Origin of the sequence: Kribbella pratensis (assembly GCF_004365355.1) — a bacterium.
Taxonomy (GTDB): Bacteria; Actinomycetota; Actinomycetes; order Propionibacteriales; family Kribbellaceae; genus Kribbella.
Genome location: NZ_SODP01000001.1, coordinates 2273007 through 2292062 on the forward strand (window position 1 = coordinate 2273007; position 19056 = coordinate 2292062).

Consider the following 19056-nt stretch of genomic DNA (forward strand, 5'->3'; position numbering starts at 1 on the left):
CGAAGACGTGACCGAGACACTCGCCGAGGACCTGCTGGCTGCGATCGGGCTGGTGCGCCGTCGCCTCCGTCGATCGGCCGGGCGTCCGTTGGCGCTCAGCACACTGACGGGTTCGCAGGCGGAGCTGGTCCGGCTCGTGCGGCGCAACCCAGGCATCTCCGTCGCCGAGGCCGCCGCCGAGCTCGGTCTCGTCGCGAACACCGTGTCGACCCTGGTCGGCCAGCTCACCGAGCGCGGCATGCTGCTACGGGCACCGGACGAGAGCGACCGCAGAATCGCCCGCCTGACCCTGACCGAGCCGGCCCGCGAACAGGTCGAGGCCTGGCGCGACCGCCGCGCCGCCCTCGTCAACGAAGCCCTCGACGAACTCCGTCCCGCGGACCGGGACGCGTTGCGCGCCGCTTTACCGGCTCTCGGCGTACTCGCCGAACGACTCACCCCATCCGAGCGGGACGTCAAGGAGAGTGTATGAATGCGGAACCCGCAACGCAGTCGGCGCCGGCTGCCGAGATCATCGGGCTCAGTCATCGGTTCGGCGACCATCTCGCGGTCGACAGCCTCGACCTGACCGTCTCCCCCGGTGAGTGCTTCGGTCTGCTCGGCCCGAACGGCGCAGGCAAGACCACCACCCTCCGGGTGCTCAATACGCTCTATCCGCCGCAGTCGGGCACGGTCCGCGTCTTCGGCCTCGATGTGCGCCGGGATGCCATGTCGGTACGCCGGATGCTCGGCTATGTCCCACAGCAGTTGTCGATCGAGGGCGCGCTCACCGGCCGGGAGAACGTGTCGTGGTTCGCGCGGCTGTTCGACGTACCGCGGCGTGAACGGGCGGCCCGCGTGGCCGAAGTACTCGAGATCGTCGACCTGACGGATGCAGCGGACCGGCTCGCGTCGACGTACTCCGGCGGGATGGTACGTCGCCTCGAGCTCGCGCAGGCGCTGGTGAATCGGCCCGCGCTGCTCGTCCTCGACGAGCCGACGGTCGGCCTGGACCCGGTCGCGCGGGACTCGGTGTGGGCGCGTGTGCAGGACATGCAGCAGCGGTACGGGATGACCGTGCTGCTGACCACGCACTACATGGAGGAGGCCGACATCCTCTGCGACCGGGTGGCGCTGATGCATCTGGGCCGGCTGCGGGCCCTCGGCACACCGACTGATCTGAAGGCCGAGCTCGGTCCCGAGGCGAGCCTCGAGGACGTGTTCCGCCACCACACCGGCGAAAGCCTCGCGGCTTCGGAGAAGGGAGGCCTGCGCGATGTCCGTGGCACCCGCCGCACCGCCCAGCGCATGGGTTGATTCGCGGCCGCGAGCGGCGCTCCGGCTGTTGTCCAGGATCGGCACGTTCTGCCTGGTCGAGCTGCAGAAGCTGCGGCACGACCGGACCGAGCTGGTCACGCGCGCGATCCAGCCGATCCTCTGGCTGGTGATCTTCGGCCAGACGTTCAGCCGGATCCGGGCCATCCCGACCGGCAACGTGCCGTACCTCGACTATCTCGCGCCGGGCATCATCGCGCAGTCGGCGCTGTTCGTCGCGATCTTCTACGGCATCCAGATCATCTGGGAGCGCGACGCGGGCATCCTGACCAAGCTGCTCGTCACGCCCAGCCCGCGCTCTGCTCTGGTCGCGGGCAAGGCGTTCGCGGCCGGCGTCCGGACGATCTCGCAGGCGATCGTGGTCATCATCGTCGCCGCGCTGCTCGGCGTCAGCATGACGTGGAACCCGCTGAAGCTGCTCGCGGTTCTCGTGGTCGTCGTACTCGGCGCGGCGTTCTTCTCGTGCCTGTCGATGACCATCGCCGGTCTCGTCCTGCGCCGCGACCGCCTGATGGGGATCGGGCAGGCGATCACGATGCCGCTGTTCTTCGCGTCGAGCGCGCTGTATCCGATCGCGATCATGCCGGCCTGGCTCAAGGTGCTGAGCCATGCGAACCCGCTGACCTACGAGGTGAGCGCTCTGCGCGGCCTACTGATCGGCCAACCCACCAACTACTGGCTCGACTTCGCCGTCCTGATCGTCGCCGCGATCGCAGGCATCTGCGCGGCGTCGGCGCTCCTCAGTCGTCTCGCGCGTTAGAGGTCGTGCCGGACCCAGACGTTGGGTTCGACGTACACGGCGTGGTTGTGACGGATGTCCACGTGGACGGGGACCAACGCCTTGGGTACGACGACGTCGCCGGTCGTGTCGAACGGCAGGCCGGTCCACCTGCGCCACTCGTCGAGGGTGCCCGCGATGACCATCGAGCGTGGGGCGACCTGGACGATCGTGCCGCCGGCTTTGACGTGGACGCGCAACCAGGGATCGGTTGGTAGACCGTCCGGCCTGGTTTCCTCGGCGTACTCCGTCATCGGCTGGTGTGCATCGGTCTTGCCGTTCGGGCGGACCGGGGCGTAGAGGGTGGTGTGGCCTTTCGCCTTCACGGCTTGGCGCATCGCGTCGAGCATCGCGTGGGACAGCCCACGACCCTGATGCGACGGACGGATCAGGATCTCCAGAGCGCTCGACACGTTCGGCTCGCGCCCGTGACGGAGGTCGGCGAAGCCCCACTGCAGGACCCGGTCCCAGCCGTCGGCCGGCAGCTCCGGACGGTCCTCGTCCGGGTAGACGAACGGGATGCTCCGGCCGTGCGCGACCGGCTCGCCGTCCTCCGTCGCGAACAGGCACTGGTCGGGGAAGTTCGCCGCCACCTGGCCCATCAGCGCGTTGCCGATGGGGTCGTTGAACATGAACTTCGGCCACGCGTCGGCGAACTCGTACATCCGCTGGAGGTACTCAGGACGCTCGGCCAACGTGGTGATCACGATCCCTGGCATGTAGTGCAGTCTGACACCGAAGCAGGACGAGTCCAGCGATTAAAGCCGTGATCGTCCCGGCGCCGACCAGCGTCACCTGCGCACCGGCCGCTGCGATGATCGGTCCGCCGACCAGCAGCCCCGCCGAACTGCTCGCGCTGACGACCACAGCCTGGCCCCCCAGCAACGTACGCCGCTCTGCGCCGGACGATGACCTCGTGATGATGACCGAGATGGCCGTAATCCCGACCACCACCGTCACACCCGAGAACGCGCCCGCGCCCGCGACCACCGCCGGCGTCGGACACAATCCCATCGCGATCCAGCACAGTCCGCTCCAGGACCAGGCGACCGCGGCGCAAACCACTGGCGGGATCCGGCGTACGACGGCCAGCGAGATCGCGGTTCCGATCAGCGAGCCCACGCCGTACCCCGTCATGCCCGCGGCCAGGTACACCCCGGGCCGCCCGCGTTGTTCCCCCAGCACCGACAGCCCCAACGTGAAGGCGAACCAGGTCACGCATCCTGTGCTGCGGATCAGCCAGCCGTACCGGACTTCCGGCCGGCCCTTGAGGCTGCCTCGAATGGACGGCAGCTCGCCCTGACCGACCGCGTGCCCGGCCGTGCGCCGTGCAGGCACCGTGCAGGCAAGCAGTCCGGCGCCGACGACAGCCACCGCTTCGATCCACAGCAGCCGGTTCGTGAACCCGGCCGACACCGCCAGCGCACCGACCGTTGGTCCGATCAGCATGCCGACACGGCGCAGGCCGTCCTGCCACGTGAGCAACAGGACCGCGCGATCCGCGCCCCACCGATCCCCCGTGTCAGCCAGCAATGCGGACCGGCCCGGGTCTGACAGCGCAGTACCGCAGCCCAGCAGGAGACCGCTCAGTACCAGCAACTCCGGCGTCAGTAGGCCGAGTCCCGCGGCAGCCGGGACCGAGGCCAACGCCATCGCCGTCACCAGCGCGACCAGGGCCAGCCGCGGCCCGGAGTCCACCCGCTGCCGCGCCTTCCGCGCCCACCAGGGCGACAACAGCACCGGCAGTCCGGCCGCGCCGCCGACCAGTCCGGTTGCGCCCACCGACCCCGTTTCGCGCAGGATCACCAGCGGCAGAGCAACCTGCGTAATCCGCATCGCGAAGTCCGCCGTACCACTCCCGGCCAGCAGTGCCAGCGCCTCGAACTTCGCTCTCACGCCTTCAATTCTTGGCCTTTCACTACTGCGCAGGTACCCGCCGAGTCTTGACTGCTTGCCATAGGCTCAACCTATGGCCTCATTACCCTCCGTCGAGGACCTGCGGCTCGTCCAAGCCGTCACGCGCACCGGCGCGGTCGGCACCGCCGCGCGCGAGCTCCGCATCTCGCAGCCCTCGGCATCACAACGCCTGGCCCGTCTGGAACGCCTCTGCGGCACCAAGCTCTTCGAACGCGACACCCGCGGCGCCCGCCCCACCCCGGCCGGCGCCGAGCTGAGTCGCCGGGCCGACCACATCCTCCGCCACCTCGAGGAGGTGTACGACGCCACGCGCGCGGCCGCGGTGGGGCAGCAACTCGTGATCGGCACCTTCGCGAGTCTCGCGCCGATCCTGTTCCCGGTCCTGGACGCCGATCTGCCCGACCTCGAGATCCAGCAACAGGTCGACCACGGCCACTTCCTGGTCGAACGTGTCGCCGAAGGCACCATGGACGCCGCCTTCATCGCGATCGCCGACCAGATGACCCTCCCCCGCGGCACCACGTCCCGTCGCGTCGGCCGCGACGACCTCGTCCTGTTCGTCCCACCGGGCGCCCGTCCACCGGGCCGTGGTCGCCAGCCACTGAAGGATCGCCCGATCGTGTTCTCCACCTACGACCGCGGCGCCGAGGAGATCCAGACCCGACTCGCCGCCCTCGGGGCCGTCCCGCGCCGCGGCGTCACGCTCAGCACGACCGTCGCCATCGCCCGCCGCCGCTCGCACCTGGCCCTCGTCCCGCGCAGCGCCCTCGCCACCGAGCTCCGCCCCGGCGAACACCTCGCCGCCTCCCCCTTCGCCTACCGGCTCACCCTCTCCGTCGTCACCACTCCCAACCCGCCACGCCCCCTGATCCGACACCTCCCCCAACTTCGCGCCACGTTGAACTTGTCGTGAACACCGGTGAGTCGGCCGCCGGGAGCAGGCAGACTCAGGGGCATGAACCTGGGGCGGTTGACGCACGGGCGGCGGGTATTGGCGGGGTTCTGTGGTGCGACGGTCGTGCAGGTCGCGGCCGTTGCCTTTGACGTCAAGATCCTCAAGCAGGCCAGCAAGGTGACGTTGATGCCGCTGCTGTGGCAGTGGTCGCGCACACAGGACGCGCCGCCGCTGCTTCAGGCGGCGCTGCTCGCGTCGGCGGCCGGGGATCTGTTGCTCGAGACTGATGCGCAGCTGGCCGGGATAGCGGCGTTCGCGGCGGCGCATGCGTGTTACCTCGCGGTGTTTCTCGCCAACCCCGCGCAGCGGTCCTGGCGAGTGCTGGCGGCGTACGCAGCGCTGTGGGCAGCCCTGATCGCGGTGCTGTCGCCTGGGCTCGATGGCCGGCGCGTGCCGGTGGCTGCGTACGCATTGTTGCTGACAGCAACTGCCGTCGCCTCCCGCTGGCACAACTCGCGGAGCGGCGTCGGCGGCGCACTGTTCCTCGTTTCGGACGCGTTGATCGCGCTGCGGATGTCCGGGCGGGACTTTCCTGGCCGCGGCACGCTCACGATGTCGACGTACGCCGTCGGTCAGTACCTGCTGGCCTCAGGGGTGACCAAATCTGACCGGTAGTGGTCATCCTCGTTGACCGTTGGTCGCGTCCGCTGTGGGGTGAAGGGTATGGCGACCGTCGACGACGTACGACGACAGTTCCGGAACCCGCCACCCGAGGGACGGCCGATGATGCGCTGGTGGTGGTTCGGGCCGTCCATCGCGCGAGACGAAATCGACCGCGAACTGACCGCGATGGCCGCAGCCGGACTGGGCGGCGCCGAGGTCGCGTTCGTGTATCCGATGGGGCCGGTTACGGCACCGTTCGGGTCCCCGGAGCTGCTCGAGCTGGTGGGACATGCGGCTCGGAGGGCGCGTTCGCTCGGGCTGCGGTTCGACGTGACGCTCGGCAGCGGCTGGTCGTACGGCGGGCCGCACGTCGGGATCGAGTACGCGGCCCGGCAGTTGCACTGGGATCGCCGCGAGATCGGCGCGGCGGCGTACGACGTACCGATCGTGACGGCCTGGCCCGGTGACGAGTTCGTCGCGGCCTTCGTCGGCGACGGATCGCTCGGCGCGCCGTCGTCGTACGTCGAGGTGCCGGTGCGCAACGGGGTGATCGAGGTGCCGGCCGGCGGGCAACCGCGCGAGGTGTTGATCGCGACGTCGCAGGTGACCGGGCAGAACGTGAAGCGAGCCGCCGCGGGAGCGGAGGGACACACGCTCGATCACTACTCGGCGGCTGCAGCGTTGGAGCACATCCGCTCCGTGGCGGAGCCATTGCTGCAGGCCGCGACGCCGAAGCTGCTCGGGTCCGTGTTCTGCGACAGCCTCGAGGTGTACAAGGGCGACTGGACGCCGGGGATCTTCGAGGAGTTCGCCAAGCGCCGGGGATACGACCTGCGGCCGCGGCTGTATGAGCTGTTCGCCGACACAGGTGAATGGAGGCAGCTGCGGATCGACTTCGGGCGGACGTTGTCGGAGCTGTACGAGGACAACTTCCTGAAGGTGTTCCAGCAGTGGGCAGCCGGGCACGGCGTACCGTTCCGCATCCAGAGCTACGGCGAACCGCCGGCGACAATGAGCAGCTTCCGGTTCGCCGACATCTTCGAGGGCGAGGGCTGGGGTTGGACGCGGATCCCCGAGACTCGGTGGGCATCCTCGGCGGCCGCCATCTACGGCCGCTCGGTGGTGTCGGCCGAGGTGTGGACCTGGGTGCACTCGCCCTCGTTCCGCGCGACGCCGCTCGATCTCCAAGGTGAGGCGCACGAACATTTCTTGTCCGGCGTCAACCAGCTGATCGGCCACGGCTGGCCGTATTCGCCGACGAACGGACCCGGACTCGGCTGGATCTTCTACGCCGCCGGCGCGCTCGACGACCGCAACCCTTGGTGGCCGGTGGCAACCGATCTGTTCGCCTCACTCCATCGCCTGTCCTGGCTCCTCCAGCAAGGTACGCCGGTCCGCCCGGTCAAGATCTACATCCCGGCCTCCGACGCGTACGCCGACACGGGCGCCGACGAACCGAACAACCTGTACCGCGTCGTACGCCGCCTGATTCCGGAAAGCATCCCCCGCACGGTCCGCGAGGCCGGCCTCGACTACGACCTGATCGACGACGATGCCATCGCCGTGGTGGATCCGGCCGACGTGCCGCTGATCGTCGTACCTGAAGGAACCACGACGCCACCGAAGACCAGGCGTTGGCTCGATGCTGTGGTCGCGTCGGGCGGACAGGTGGTCACCGATCCGACCGGATACTTGCCGGCGGCACCGATCACGCCACCTCCCGGCGTCGGAGTCGTCCACCGCCGCCTGGACGACGGCGATTTCTACTTCGTCGCCAACACCGGGCCTGAGTCTCGCACGCTCACCTTCGACCGCCCGATGGAAAACTGGAGCACCTCCGACGAGCCAACGCTCGCGCTCACGCTGCGCCCGTACGAATCCGCCGTGCTGTCCCCGACGACCGGGACTGCTACAACCGCCCCCACCGAGCAAGTCGTCGGACCGGTCCAGGGCAACTGGTCGGTTGCCTTCGACCACAACATTCGCCCCGTCACGCTCCCCCACCGCTGGGAAGACGACCCCGAGCTGGCGACGTACTCCGGCTCGGCCACCTACGAAGTCGAGCTGCAACTGGAGCACACCGACGGAAAGCTCTTCCTGGACTTCGGCCCAGGCGAGCCCGTCGCCCCCGACAGCGAGCCGTATCTGCCCAGCAACTCCTACCGGGCCCTCATCATCCCGCCGGTCGGCGTCGCCGCCGAGATCTACCTCAACGAAACGCCCTGCGGCACCCTCTGGGCCCCGCCGTACCGCGTAGACATCACCCAGGCCGCACACTCAGGCGCCAACGCGCTCCGCGTCGTCGTACACAACACGGCCGCGAACGCGCTGTCCGCCGACCAACACCTACTCGAAGCGACAGCAACCGTCACCAAGGAATTCGGCCGCCGCTTCGACCTGCAGCACGTCGAGCACGCGGCCGACTACCTGAACTCCGGGCTGCTCGCCGTACCGACGATCATCCGAACCAGCTAGTCGGCGGCGCGCGCCTCGGCGAGGCGTTCGTGGTGGTGGATGACCTCGGCGACCACGAAGGCGAGGAACTTCTCGGCGAAGACCGGATCGAGACCGGACTCGGCGGCGAGCGCGCGGAGCCGGGCCACCTGAGCCTGTTCGCGGGACTTGTCGGCCGGCGGCATCCCGGTCCGGGCCTTGAGGGCACCGACCTGCTGGGTGCACTTGAAGCGCTCGGCCAGCAGATGGATCAGCGCGGCGTCGATGTTGTCGATACTGCTACGGAGCCGGGCGAGCTCCTCGGTGGCATTATCTGCGATCACGCTCTTACCTTCCCAGGCTGCCGGCTCGAGCTCACGCCTGGTCCAGGAACCGGTCCAGGACCCGCGACCCGAACTCGAGCGACGAGGTCGGCACCCGCTCGTCGATGCCGTGGAACATGCCCATGAAATCCAGGTCCGGCGGCAGCTGCAGCGGTACAAACCCGAAGCACCGCACCCCGAGCCGGCTCCACGACTTGGCGTCGGTGCCGCCCGACATCAGCAGCGGCGCGGTCCGGCTCTGCGGATCCTCGGCGGCCAGGCACGCCTTCATCGCCTCGACCAGCCCGCCGCTGAACTCGGTCTCCAGCGCGATGTCGTTGACCACCGTCTCCCGCTGCACCTTGTCGCCGAGCAGCTCGTCGATGGTCGCGTAGAACTCGTCCTCGTACCCGGGCAGGAACCGTCCGTCGATGTGCGCCTCGGCGTCGCCGGGAATCACGTTCACCTTGTAGCCGGCGTTCAGCATCGTCGGGTTCGAGGTGTTGCGGATGGTCGCGCCGAACATCCGGCTGAACGTGCCCAGCTTCGCGAGCGTCGCGGTCATGTCCTCGGGATCGAGCTCGACCTCGAGCACATCCTCCAGCGTCTTCAGGAACTCACGCACCGTCGGCGTGATCCGCAGCGGCCACTCGTGCCCGCCGATCCGGGTCACCGCCTCGACCAGGTTGGTGACCGCGTTGTCGTTGTTGACCATCGACCCGTGCCCCGCCGTACCGCGGGCCTTGAGCCGCATCCAGTTCATGCCCTTCTCGGCCGTCTCGATCAGGTACAGCCGCAGGTCGTCCTTGACCGTGATCGAGAACCCGCCGACCTCGCCGATGCCTTCGGTGCAGTCGGCGACGGTGTCGGGGTGGTTGTTGATCAGCCACTGCGCGCCGTACACACCGCCGGCCTCTTCGTCGGCGGTGAACACGAGACGCACCGGCCGCCGCGGCTTCACGCCGGCGCGCTGCCGAGCGCGGACCACCGAAAGCACCATCGCGTCGAAGTCCTTCATGTCGACCGCGCCGCGACCCCAGACGCAGCCGTCGAAGAGCTCCCCGGAGAACGGGTCTACCTTCCAGTCCTTCGGGTCCGCCGGTACGACGTCCAGGTGCCCGTGCACCAGCAGCGGGTCCGCATTCTGGTCCTCACCGTCCCAATGAGCGACCAGCGTCGCGCGACCCGGCTCCGACTCGTAGATCGTCGACTCGATCCCGACCTCGTCCAGCTTCGCGGCGACGTACTCGGCCGCGACCCGCTCCCCGTTGCTCTTGCCGTTGCCGTAGTTCGTGGTGTCGATCCGGATCAGCTCACTGCAGAGCTCCACCACCTCGGCATCGGGGGCGTACGACGGGCGGTCGCTGGAGGTCGTCATGCCGACCATCCTCTCGCACCGGTCCTGGGGAGGCACCCCGAGGTCGGTCAGACCAGCGTGATCGAGTCCCCGGAGACGGTGATCTGTTTCGGCGGGAGCGGCCGCGGCGCGGGCCCGGCCACGACGGAGCCGTCTTTCACGGAGTACTTGCTGCCGTGACACGGACAGTCGATGGTGCCGTCGGCAACAGTCGTCACCTGACAGCCCTGATGCGTACAGGTCGAGCTGAACGCCTTGAACGTGCCCTTCACCGGCTGCGTGACGACGACCTGGTTCTGGTCGAAGATCTTGCCCTCGCCGACCGGGATCTCCTCGGTCTTCCCGAGGACGGCGTTCGCGGGCGCCGTCTGCGAGGGCTGCGGGTTCGAGCCCGGTGGCGCGTTCGAGGGCTGCGGGTTCGAGGGTTGGCCGTACTTCGAACAGCCGGCGGCGGTCGCTCCGAGTACGACGGCCAGCACCGCGCGGCGGCCTGCTTGCTCGGTCATCGGATAACTCCGAACGTCGTGAAGAACCACAGGGCCGAGGTCAGCCACAGGCCGATCAGGGCGGTGAACAGGGCTCCGCCGACGACCGGCAAGAGCCATTTGGGGGCGTCGGGCCTGGTGAGCGTGAGCATCTTCGCGACGAACGCGCCGTAGAAGAAGCAGCCCAGCAGGGAGTGGATCAGCACGCGCGGTTCGCCGTACTGGAAGCCGAGTGCATAGAGACAGTGCGCGACGACCGGGAGGGTGACCGCGACGGCGGCGCGGCCGGACCAGCGGTGGAGCGGCGCGACTTTGGGGCGGCCGTGGTACAGGGCGTAGGCGCTGACAACCTGCACCAGGCCGAGTACCGCGGCGAGCGTGGCGAGCCAGGTTTTGACGGACTGGAAGCTGGAGAAACCGGCCAGGTTGATCGCGACGCCGGTCGGATCGTGGAGGCGACCGTAGACACCGAGCGCGACGGCCGCGGCGGCGCCGACCGACAGCGGTATCGCGATCGTGCTCGCTTTCTGAACCTGTGCTGTGCTCATCAGAACGTCTCATCTCCGACGACTGCCTGCGCGGTCACGGGTACGCCGTTGACGGTCGCGGCGCGCCTGGTGGTGTCGAGCGGCGGGGCGGGCGCCGGCGTACCGTCGTCGTCGACGCCGACCTGCTTGCCGTCGGGCAGCACGATCCAGCCGATGGTGCTGGTCGCGTTCCGCGCGCGGTAGAGGCCGGCGGGCGGGCCGGCCTTGGCGATCGAGAATCGCAGGGTGCGACCACTGAGCGTGAAGGCGCCGGTGGCGGTGTTGTTGGTGATCGCGGCGGTCAGGCGCTCGCCGGTCTTCGAGCGGAGTACGAGCTGACCGTTGTGGTACGTGCCGGTCAGCCAGGCTTCCAGGCGACGGCCGTCGCACACGTAGGCCGCGGCTCGCTCGCCCTTCGTCGCGATCGCCAGCGAGGCTTCACGTTCGTTGGTATGCCCTGCGTAGACCGCGGGCGGTTTGGCGGGGGCCGTCGTAGTGGCGGGCGCCGTGGTCTTGGGGGCCGTGGGGGTGACGGCCGACTCGGATGTGCTCGGTGTGACGGTGCCTTGGGCGGCCGGAGCGACCGCGGGCGGACTGCTCGCGGGCGTTGGATTGCCGGTCTGGGTGCTGTTGACCACGAGGAACCCGACCAGGCCGACGGCCGTCGCCGCCAACGTCACCAACGGACTACGCTGCCCCATCGCCGCCCCACCCCGAGCCTTGTCTCACCCCGAGACGAGGATCCCGCCGACCACCCGCCCGGTCAACGGCTCAGCCCGTCGACACGGAGGCGCAACTGCTTGCCGGCGGTCAGAGCAACTTGGTCAGAGCGACTTGGTCAGAGCACCTTGAGGCCGTACATCTCGCCGAGCGGATCCGAGATCAGTTCGATCCGCGCGCCGTCGGGGTCGCGGAAGTAGATCGACGTACCGCTCTCCTCCTGGAAGTCGACGCCGTGCGCGCTCAGGCTCGCTTTGAGCTCGTCCCACCGCGCCGGCTCGACCGAGATCGCCATGTGGTGCAGTCCGCCCAGCACCTCGGCGTACGGCCCGAGATCCAGCCCCGGGAAGTCGAAGAACGCCAGCAGGTTCCCGTTCCCGATGTCGAAGAAGAAGTGCGTCGAGCCCTCGTAGTCGCGGTTCCCGACCATCTCGGTCAGCGGGAAGCCGAGCACGTCCTGGTAGAACCGCACCGTCCGCTCGACGTCGGCACACAGCAACGCGGTGTGATGCAACCCACGCGCCGAACTCACCCCGCCCGGCTTCAGATAAGCGCTCCGGATCCGCTCCCGCTCGGCCTCGATCGCACCCAGCTCGATCTCCGTCATCCCACCCCACCCTTCTCCTTGAACCCGAAACTACCCCGCCCCCAACACTCCGTCACCACCCCCACCCGCCCGATGTGAATTCCACCCCTGGAGTTTGCTACTGTTCTCCGGTCAGCACCGCACCCCGGTGCAGACCACTCGTCCGGGTGGCGGAATAGGCAGACGCGCTAGCTTGAGGTGCTAGTGCCCTTCGCGGGGCGTGGGGGTTCAAGTCCCCCCTCGGACACCAGAACTAACCACACGGTCAGCCGACGGATCGACCTCCACCTCGAGAATCTGCTCGGTGGGTTGTACCTCAGCGCCAGCCGAAGCGACGAGTAGAGCTCACCCGGCTCCTCGGGCCGTGCGAAGTCAGGGCTCTGGCTACATTGCCCAACTGATCCATGTACGCCTTAAGTACGTCGCGGCCGAGACCTTCAAGTCAATGCCGCAGACCATGGCCCCAAGGCCCGCGCCGGGCGAACACCATCGCAGCGTAGAGCACTGCGGCCACTGCAGTGGCCGCGGCCGGCAGCAGGAACAGACGCGGGATACCCAGGCTGTCACCCGCAACGCCTGTGTAGAGACCGCCGAGCGCTCCGGAGACCATCACCGAACTGCTGAACGTGTTCGTCGCGGTGGCGAGTCGTTCGGGCACGAGGTCCTGAGCGATCGCAACGCCCAACGCACCCGTCGCCGCGACGGCGACCGACATGAACACCTGGCCGATCGCGATCGCGACGAGGTTCTGCGCGACGGCGTAGGACAGGTAGGCCCCGAACGCTGCGACGATGCCGAGCGCGAACACCCTCAGCGCGCCGAACCGCCCCGCGAGCCGGGCCAACGTGGCCATGAACACGACCTCCAGCAGCGGCTGCAACGAGATGACCGCACCACGGGCGAACGCACTCACGCGCAGGGTCTCGGCCATATAGATCGAGAGGAACGACAGTTTGATCGACTCACCCGACATCACCAGCACACCGACCGCCGTGAACATCGCCAACAACGCGAACCGGCCTCGCGGCACGGCCGGCTCGGCTCGTCGAGCTGCCACAGTCGCATCCGAACGCGGCCTCGTATGCTCCGAGGGCAGGTGCCGACCGGCCAGGACCACAGGAACCACCCCGACGGCCGACAACGCGGCCGTGGCCAGCAACGTCTCCCGCAGCCCGGCCACCGTTGCGAGCCAAGCACCGAGCGCCGGCCCGGTGATCCAGCCGACCGCCTGGCTGATCCTCAACAGCGCGAGAACGCCGTACCGCGACGGCGTCGGATGTCGCTCCAGATATCCACGGGCCACGGTGAACAGCAGCCCACCAGAGGTCCCCGCCAGACTGAGGACCACGACGTTCACCACGTACGGCACCCACGGCTGCTCCCACACCGCAATCACGGTCCAACCCGCGGCAGCAAGCAGCGAACCTCCCACGGCGAGCGGGATCCGCTTGTCGAATCGGTCCGAGAGCGCGCCGACAAGGAATCCGGCGACCGGGGCAGCCAGGTTCGTCACGTAGTACAGCCCGGCGGCCCGCACCGACAGATGCAGCTCCTGAGTCAGGAAGAGGCCCATCTGCGGCCAGCTCAACGACAGGGCGAAGCCGGACATCAGCATGGCCACGAAAAGCCATCGCAGCACGACATGCCCGATCAAGTAGCCCCAGGCAGACTCCGTAGGCACCTCTACTTGCAGTGATCGCATGGATGCGCTGTCTCCTGGTCGAGGTGCACGGTGTGCCACGCGCTGCGGAAATCCCTGGAAGGGGCGGACACGCCGGGCAGGCACATTTTCACAAACCCCCTGACCGCCCACTCAAGCGGCCCCGCTTCTGCGTCCAGTACGACGCTCACGTGGACCCGGCGCAGCCGGTTCAGCGGGCCGCCTGGGCGACCGGCGAGCTGGACGTCCAGATCAACGACAACGGCGAGTGGCTCGGCCGCGTCCGAGAAAAGAACGGCCCCGTCCCTGGCCCCGGCCCTGGCTCCGACCTCCGCCCGGCCCCCTGCAAGGGCAGAGAGACCAGCTTCCGGCGCGCCGATAAGCTGCCCTGCGTCAGGTGCAAGATTGGTAGTCGCACCTCACCGTAGGAACCGGAGCGGTCCCGGTGCGACAACTTCGAGTGCAGAGTTCAGTACTGCGTTCAACGTGAAGCGCCGATGGTCACCGCCAAGCGCTCTTGGGCTAGGTCGATCTCCTCAACCTCAACGTCGATCAGGGAATGCTCGATCGTGAGGTGCGGGTCGCCGTCGACCAGCAGCTCGTAGGTCAGCCATTCCTGCTGACCGATCAGTCCCGGCCCGACCGAGAGGATCTCGTCGGCGATCTCAGCGGGCGGGCCGACCTGAGTGGTGAGTGCGTTCGAGGCCTCGAGCAACTCCAGGATCTTCACGCCGGGGTGGAGTTTGATCGAGGTATCCCTGTCGTACAGCGCCGACGAGATCGCTGCTCGGCCGGTGTTCCGGATCGACAAACGTACGACTGTCGGATCGGCGAGGACGCCGAACGTGGCATGAGAGATCGACAGCCGATCTGCTGCGCCTGACGCCTTATCGCGTGTGAACAGACGCGTCGGCGTCATCTCTATGCCGAGACGTCGTTTCGGCGGAATCGTCCGGATCGTCGCCATGTCGCCAATGCCGCCAACGGAAGCCCCACCACGGCGGCGATCACCCCCACAGTCGCCCAGTCCATAACTCCCCCTCCGTCTGCGACGACTCCGACGCCGCCCACGATCTGGTTTCTCACCACAACTGACACTGAAGGCGGCCGATCACATCCGGCTCGGCCGCCATCAGTGCCGTCGCGCGTGAGATTCATCGGACTCAGCGTTCAGCTTCCGGACTCCCGGCCGATCGCGCGACCCACGCCGCACCAACCGCCGAATCTCCAACAGCACATGGCATCGCCGCCTAACAGGTCGCGACCGCCCGTGCCAAGGTGATGGTCCGGCGGTCGCCGTACGCGACGATGCTGCTCACCTTCACCGATTGGCCAAGAGTGGCCAGCTCGGGCTGGTCCTCCGGCGAGACGACGAACCGCTCCGGCGGCGGGGGTCCGGCTTACTGACAATCCGGCTGCGCAGTCCCGTGCATGCGAGTGAGGCAGAAATCCTGCCCACGTTGGCCGTTCGGGGACGACTGCGCAACTTTTATCGGTTCAGCCGCATCAAGCTGGGTGACGATCTGCTGCTGGCATGGAGCCTGCAACCTGGGGGTCAGGTCACGAGAGGTTGCGACATGCGAGGTAAGCAAGGGCTAGTCCGTCGAGGCTCGGTAGTACTGAGCGCGGCTGCACTCTTGGCCGTCGGCTTGTTCCCCGGAGCCGCGGACGCTGTCACGACGACCAGCGGCGATGCAAGCGCCGGCAAGTGCACGATGGATCTGGGGTCGGTCACGGCTGGAGGTGATCACAGGTCACAACGCATTACTGCCAACTCGCCGCCGACGAGAACGAACGATCGCGTTGTGGCGCCTGGCCTGTTCGATGATCAGGTACGACTCAGCGGTTCGATGTTCACCTCACCGACTCCCGGCGGGGTTTATGTCGCGGGCCATGTGATCATCGGCGGGACCCTCACCTACAGCGGCTACACGCTCGTCGAGGGCCGTGAACTCGATCCGGACTCGATCGGCCGCGAGGTCGACCCCGGCGAATACAGTGACATCGTCGCATTCGAGGAGTCCCGCTATCGCGAGGGAACCTCCGCGCGAACGAAGCTTTACGGGCTGAACCGCGGCGGCGTGCTCTTCAGATGGACCTCGACCAGCGGGGGTTGGAGCGTCACCGGCACGTCAACGGGCTTCGCGTCGGTGAAGGCGATGACGTTGATCAGCAAGACCCGGACCTACGACACGTTCCTCGCGAACACCCGGGGCGGCGCGCTCTACACGATTCACATCCCGACGACATCGCCGATGAAGCCGATCATCAAACCGGTACGCACCCGTACCTGGCAGGGCTTCGAATTCCTGATCGCACAGAAGTGTGGCAACCAGGGCACCCTGCTGCTCGGCATCGACAAAGACACCCAATCCGCCTACCTGTACGCGGTCGGACACGCGAACGGCACCGCGACAGTCATCCAGGGCCTCGGCAAGGTCCCTGGCACGTTCAACGACCCGGCGTACTTCCGCTGGGCCACCGCAACCAACGACCCACTCGCGGGCGAGTAGGCACGTGTCCCACCACGGGCTCACTTCACCGGTGGTGGGACAGACGTCGGGGGCCACTAGACACGCGGGGCCGTCTCGTCGGGGCGTAGGAGGCTAACCGGCGGGTGAGGTGAGACGGTCTCTGTATGGCCTCGCATCTTCTTCCCGTCCTCGGCAACCATGAGCTCGTCGAGCTCGACGCCGATCTCGTCCGGGGCGCGGTGAGCGCGCTCGCGGTGACTGCTGTCGATCCCAGTGGTGTGCCTCGCGCGAAGTTCGTGCCGCGCGAGAAGATCGCGGAGACGCACCGGTCGGGGCTGGGGGCGGCACCGAGCTGGCATGTCTTCTGCATCGACAACGGCATTGCATTCACGCCCGAGCTGGGCGTGGTCGGCGACCAACGGCTGCGTCCCGACCTGCGCGCGCTGCGCGTGCTCGGCGGCGGCCTGGCGTGGGCGCCGGCAGAGTTCCAGGAACAGTCCGGCTCGCCCTCGTCGCTGTGCACACGCGGGCGGCTACGGGAGACCGTGGACGAGTTGGCGTCACTTGGCATCACCGCGACAGTCGGCTGCGAGGTCGAGTTCGTACTCACCGCCGCCGACGGTGCGGCGCTGACCGAACGCCCATGGAGCTGCTACGGCCTGACCGCAGGACTGGACCGGGAGGACTTCCTCCTGCGACTGCTCGACGACTGCAGAACCGCCGGGCTCGACGTCGTGCAGTGCCATGCCGAGTACGGCGACAATCAGTACGAAATCTCCTTCTCCCCCACCGATCCGGTCGCCGCGGCCGACATCGTGGTACTGGCGCGCATCGTGATCGGCCGCGCAGCGCGGCGCGCAGGGCTTGCCGCGTCGTTCTCGCCGGTCCCGTTCGCAGGTGGTAGCGGCAACGGAGCCCACGTCCATGTCTCGCTCCATCGCGACGGTACGCCGATGCTGTCCGGTGGGCCCGGACCGCACGGGCTGACCGTGGAGGGCGAGTCGGCGATCGGCGGTATTCTCGCCGGGCTGCCCGGCGTGATCGGCGTGTTCGCCGGGTCCGTGCTGTCGGGTCAGCGGCTGCTTCCCGGGCACTGGTCGGGCGCGTTTGCCTGCTGGGGACTGGAGAACCGCGAGGCCGCAGTACGTCTGTGCGCGGTCGAGGCAGGCAGCGCCAACATCGAGGTCAAATGTATCGACCCGTCCGCCAACCCCTACCTCGCGACCGCGGTCGTGCTCGGCCTGATCGTGGACGGTGTGCGGCGCAAGACCCCGCTGCCGACCGAGGCCACGACTCATCCGGCCGACGCACAGCACCAGACACTTCCTACCGATCAGACCGCGGCGCTGGACGCGCTCAAGCAGTCGGCCCAGGCAAAACACATACTCGGCGCAGACCTGCTGTCCGCGCTGCTCGCCGTACGGCGACACGAGGTGACCGCCTTCGAAGGACAGGACCCGTCCGCAGTGGCCGAGCGGTTGCGGTTCGCGTGGTCGGCATGAGCGATCAAGGAGCGATCCCGGATGCCACGGAAGCCCTGCCGGTTGTGCGGACTGGTGAGAGTGTGGCCGAGTTGGCCTTCCAAATGCCGCTGATCGACCACCACTGCCACGGCGTACAGACCGGCACCGCGACCGATGCGGAGGTGGAGCTGCTGGCCACCGAATCGGATTGGCCTGCCCCACCCGGTACGTCGGTGTTCGACAACCCGTTCGGAATCACGGTGCGCTCGCTGTGCGCGCCGTTGCTCGACCTGCCGCGGCATTGCACCGCAGAGGAGTATCTTCAGCGGCGCGGGGAGCTGGGCGGCACGGAGGTCAGCACGCGGCTACTGGCTTCGAGCGGAACCGAGCGGTACCTGCTCGACACCGGTTTCCGGGCTTCGACGATCACGACGCCGCACGAGATGGCGACCCTGACCGGCTCGGCTACCGACGAGATCGTGCGCCTGGAAAGGCTCGCCGAGTCGATCGCGCCGGGCTGTACTGCCGCCGGCTTCGCGAGCGCCTTCGACGACGCGCTCGAGGCGGCCGCCGCAAACGCGGTTGGCGTCAAATCGATCATCGCCTACCGGTACGGTCTCGACTTCGACCCGGCCCGACCGGAACCTGCTCAGGTAACCGCGGCCGCGGGCCGCTGGCTGACGAGAATCGAGGCAGGCTCACCGGGGCGTCTCGCGGACCCGGTGCTGCTGCGGCATTTGTTGTGGCGGGCGGTGGAACTCCGCAAGCCGATCCAGTTGCATGTCGGGTACGGCGACCCGGACATCGTGCTGCATCGCTGCGATCCGTCCCACCTCACCAGGTTCGCGCACGCGACACGTACGACGGGCGCTCAGCTGATGCTGCTGCACTGCTACCCGTACATCCGTCAGGCCGGGATCCTCGCGCAGCTCTTCCCGCACGTTTGGCTCGACACCAGTTGCGCAGTCAGCCATACCGGGCCGTCCAGCGAAACGCTGGTGCGGGAGTCGCTGGAGATCGCGCCGATGCACAAGCTGCTCTACGCCTCGGATGCGTTCGGCCTGCCCGAGCTGTACGCATGCGGATCCTGGCTCTGGCGCCGAGCCGTCGGCCTGGTCCTCGACGAGTGGCTGGCCGACAACCTGATCGGCGCAGCCGACGCGCGCCGCTACGTCAAAATGCTGGGCCGCGACAACGCTGTTCGAGCCTACGGTCTGGAGTAGACAGCGATCGAGGAAGCACACATAGAGGCAGCGGTCGAGCTGCGTCACCGGCTGCATACCGGACCGGCACCAGGCCGCCCGTTCGCGTCACGACGTCGCCGCCGAGCTACCCGCAGGGAGCCAGCCGGCTTGAGATGGCTCCTGCTCCACCCTCTGATCACGCGTTCCAGAACTCGGACCGGGCGGTCCGGCGCGATCAACACCTCTGGAGCGCGCCGGCAACCTGGAACCGCAAGCC

Annotated in this window: 19 protein-coding genes and 1 tRNA gene; 10 read left to right on the top strand and 10 right to left on the bottom strand. The window is 68.1% G+C overall.

Annotation, left to right across the window (positions count from 1 at the left end; translation table 11 throughout):
* Positions 1 to 7: 7 nt before the first annotated feature.
* From EV653_RS10805 to EV653_RS10815, 3 genes are read left to right on the top strand one after another with little or no spacing between them, the layout of a single operon-like run.
* Positions 8 to 472, top strand: coding sequence for a MarR family winged helix-turn-helix transcriptional regulator (locus EV653_RS10805; RefSeq protein ID WP_202871534.1), 465 nt, complete (start codon positions 8 to 10; stop codon positions 470 to 472).
* Positions 469 to 1296: an ABC transporter ATP-binding protein gene (locus EV653_RS10810; protein ID WP_134100960.1), complete on the top strand. Its 828-nt coding sequence runs from the start codon at positions 469 to 471 to the stop codon at positions 1294 to 1296. Before EV653_RS10805 ends, EV653_RS10810 begins: the two co-directional genes overlap by 4 nt.
* Positions 1256 to 2074: an ABC transporter permease gene (locus tag EV653_RS10815; RefSeq protein WP_134100963.1), complete on the top strand. Its 819-nt coding sequence runs from the start codon at positions 1256 to 1258 to the stop codon at positions 2072 to 2074. The genes EV653_RS10810 and EV653_RS10815 overlap by 41 nt, the downstream gene beginning before the upstream one ends.
* Here the strand turns inward: EV653_RS10815 and EV653_RS10820 are convergent.
* On the bottom strand, positions 2071 to 2811 hold the full coding sequence (locus EV653_RS10820) for a GNAT family N-acetyltransferase (protein WP_134100966.1): 741 nt from the start codon (positions 2809 to 2811) through the stop codon (positions 2071 to 2073). The two genes, EV653_RS10815 and EV653_RS10820, sit on opposite strands and share 4 nt — an antisense overlap.
* Positions 2771 to 3988, bottom strand: a complete 1218-nt coding sequence (locus EV653_RS10825) for an MFS transporter (RefSeq protein WP_134100969.1) — start codon at positions 3986 to 3988, stop codon at positions 2771 to 2773. Before EV653_RS10825 ends, EV653_RS10820 begins: the two co-directional genes overlap by 41 nt.
* A 73-nt stretch (positions 3989 to 4061) precedes the next feature.
* Between EV653_RS10825 and EV653_RS10830 the strand changes: the two genes are divergently transcribed.
* Genes EV653_RS10830 through EV653_RS10840 form a run of 3 tightly spaced genes read left to right on the top strand, consistent with a single transcriptional unit; the run spans position 4062 to position 8042 of the window.
* Positions 4062 to 4922 carry a LysR family transcriptional regulator gene (locus EV653_RS10830; protein ID WP_134100972.1) on the top strand — a complete coding sequence of 287 codons (861 nt, stop codon included), beginning with the start codon at positions 4062 to 4064 and terminating at the stop codon, positions 4920 to 4922.
* 42 nt (positions 4923 to 4964) lie between these two features.
* The gene (locus EV653_RS10835; protein WP_134100975.1) at positions 4965 to 5579 is read left to right on the top strand and encodes a lysoplasmalogenase family protein; all 615 of its coding nucleotides are present in this window, start codon (positions 4965 to 4967) and stop codon (positions 5577 to 5579) included.
* A gap of 48 nt (positions 5580 to 5627) precedes the next feature.
* A complete protein-coding gene (locus EV653_RS10840) occupies positions 5628 to 8042 on the top strand; it encodes a glycosyl hydrolase (protein WP_134100977.1) in 2415 nt (804 codons plus the stop codon).
* On the opposite strand, the gene EV653_RS10845 is transcribed toward EV653_RS10840, so the two are convergent.
* The 6 genes from EV653_RS10845 to EV653_RS10870 form a co-directional block, all read right to left on the bottom strand.
* Positions 8039 to 8341: a chorismate mutase gene (locus EV653_RS10845; protein ID WP_370357952.1), complete on the bottom strand. Its 303-nt coding sequence runs from the start codon at positions 8339 to 8341 to the stop codon at positions 8039 to 8041. The genes EV653_RS10840 and EV653_RS10845 overlap by 4 nt on opposite strands.
* Before the next feature lie 34 nt (positions 8342 to 8375).
* Positions 8376 to 9701, bottom strand: coding sequence for a M20/M25/M40 family metallo-hydrolase (locus EV653_RS10850; RefSeq protein ID WP_134100983.1), 1326 nt, complete (start codon positions 9699 to 9701; stop codon positions 8376 to 8378).
* Between the two features lie 47 nt (positions 9702 to 9748).
* Complete coding sequence (locus EV653_RS10855) at positions 9749 to 10186, bottom strand: Rieske (2Fe-2S) protein (RefSeq protein ID WP_134100985.1); 438 nt, start codon at positions 10184 to 10186, stop codon at positions 9749 to 9751.
* Positions 10183 to 10713 (bottom strand): DUF6529 family protein, encoded by a 531-nt coding sequence (locus EV653_RS10860; protein WP_134100988.1) that lies wholly within the window; start codon positions 10711 to 10713, stop codon positions 10183 to 10185. Before EV653_RS10860 ends, EV653_RS10855 begins: the two co-directional genes overlap by 4 nt.
* A complete protein-coding gene (locus EV653_RS10865; protein WP_134100991.1) occupies positions 10713 to 11393 on the bottom strand; it encodes a hypothetical protein in 681 nt (226 codons plus the stop codon). The genes EV653_RS10860 and EV653_RS10865 overlap by 1 nt, the downstream gene beginning before the upstream one ends.
* 137 nt (positions 11394 to 11530) lie before the next feature.
* A complete protein-coding gene (locus EV653_RS10870; RefSeq protein WP_134100993.1) occupies positions 11531 to 12019 on the bottom strand; it encodes a VOC family protein in 489 nt (162 codons plus the stop codon).
* 140 nt (positions 12020 to 12159) lie between these two features.
* On the opposite strand from EV653_RS10870, the gene EV653_RS10875 reads away from it, so the two are divergent.
* A tRNA-Leu gene (locus tag EV653_RS10875) sits at positions 12160 to 12248 on the top strand.
* Between the two features lie 192 nt (positions 12249 to 12440).
* Here EV653_RS10875 and EV653_RS10880 read toward each other — a convergent pair.
* Both EV653_RS10880 and EV653_RS10885 read right to left on the bottom strand, forming a co-directional pair.
* Entirely contained in the window at positions 12441 to 13700 is a 1260-nt protein-coding gene (locus EV653_RS10880; protein ID WP_134100996.1) for an MFS transporter, read from the bottom strand.
* A gap of 439 nt (positions 13701 to 14139) precedes the next feature.
* The gene (locus tag EV653_RS10885; protein WP_134100999.1) at positions 14140 to 14625 is read right to left on the bottom strand and encodes a hypothetical protein; all 486 of its coding nucleotides are present in this window, start codon (positions 14623 to 14625) and stop codon (positions 14140 to 14142) included.
* A gap of 838 nt (positions 14626 to 15463) precedes the next feature.
* Here EV653_RS10885 and EV653_RS10890 point away from each other — a divergent pair.
* The 3 genes from EV653_RS10890 to EV653_RS10900 all read left to right on the top strand — a co-directional run bounded on the left by EV653_RS10890 (position 15464) and on the right by EV653_RS10900 (position 18818).
* Positions 15464 to 16171 (top strand): hypothetical protein, encoded by a 708-nt coding sequence (locus EV653_RS10890; protein ID WP_238159674.1) that lies wholly within the window; start codon positions 15464 to 15466, stop codon positions 16169 to 16171.
* 125 nt (positions 16172 to 16296) lie between these two features.
* Positions 16297 to 17634, top strand: a complete 1338-nt coding sequence (locus EV653_RS10895; protein WP_134101002.1) for a glutamine synthetase family protein — start codon at positions 16297 to 16299, stop codon at positions 17632 to 17634.
* Positions 17631 to 18818 (top strand): amidohydrolase family protein, encoded by a 1188-nt coding sequence (locus EV653_RS10900; RefSeq protein WP_202871536.1) that lies wholly within the window; start codon positions 17631 to 17633, stop codon positions 18816 to 18818. Before EV653_RS10895 ends, EV653_RS10900 begins: the two co-directional genes overlap by 4 nt.
* Positions 18819 to 19056: the final 238 nt, after the last annotated feature.

Coding starts and splice junctions, on each gene's coding strand:
- EV653_RS10880 (WP_134100996.1), bottom strand. CDS start 13,700: ATGCGATCACTGCAAGTAGAGGTGCCTACGGAGTCTGCCTGGGGCTAC.
- EV653_RS10900 (WP_202871536.1), top strand. CDS start 17,631: ATGAGCGATCAAGGAGCGATCCCGGATGCCACGGAAGCCCTGCCGGTT.
- EV653_RS10860 (WP_134100988.1), bottom strand. CDS start 10,713: ATGAGCACAGCACAGGTTCAGAAAGCGAGCACGATCGCGATACCGCTG.
- EV653_RS10820 (WP_134100966.1), bottom strand. CDS start 2,811: ATGCCAGGGATCGTGATCACCACGTTGGCCGAGCGTCCTGAGTACCTC.
- EV653_RS10855 (WP_134100985.1), bottom strand. CDS start 10,186: ATGACCGAGCAAGCAGGCCGCCGCGCGGTGCTGGCCGTCGTACTCGGA.
- EV653_RS10885 (WP_134100999.1), bottom strand. CDS start 14,625: ATGGCGACGATCCGGACGATTCCGCCGAAACGACGTCTCGGCATAGAG.
- EV653_RS10830 (WP_134100972.1), top strand. CDS start 4,062: ATGGCCTCATTACCCTCCGTCGAGGACCTGCGGCTCGTCCAAGCCGTC.
- EV653_RS10895 (WP_134101002.1), top strand. CDS start 16,297: ATGGCCTCGCATCTTCTTCCCGTCCTCGGCAACCATGAGCTCGTCGAG.
- EV653_RS10870 (WP_134100993.1), bottom strand. CDS start 12,019: ATGACGGAGATCGAGCTGGGTGCGATCGAGGCCGAGCGGGAGCGGATC.
- EV653_RS10840 (WP_134100977.1), top strand. CDS start 5,628: ATGGCGACCGTCGACGACGTACGACGACAGTTCCGGAACCCGCCACCC.
- EV653_RS10815 (WP_134100963.1), top strand. CDS start 1,256: ATGTCCGTGGCACCCGCCGCACCGCCCAGCGCATGGGTTGATTCGCGG.
- EV653_RS10810 (WP_134100960.1), top strand. CDS start 469: ATGAATGCGGAACCCGCAACGCAGTCGGCGCCGGCTGCCGAGATCATC.
- EV653_RS10865 (WP_134100991.1), bottom strand. CDS start 11,393: ATGGGGCAGCGTAGTCCGTTGGTGACGTTGGCGGCGACGGCCGTCGGC.
- EV653_RS10835 (WP_134100975.1), top strand. CDS start 4,965: ATGAACCTGGGGCGGTTGACGCACGGGCGGCGGGTATTGGCGGGGTTC.
- EV653_RS10850 (WP_134100983.1), bottom strand. CDS start 9,701: ATGACGACCTCCAGCGACCGCCCGTCGTACGCCCCCGATGCCGAGGTG.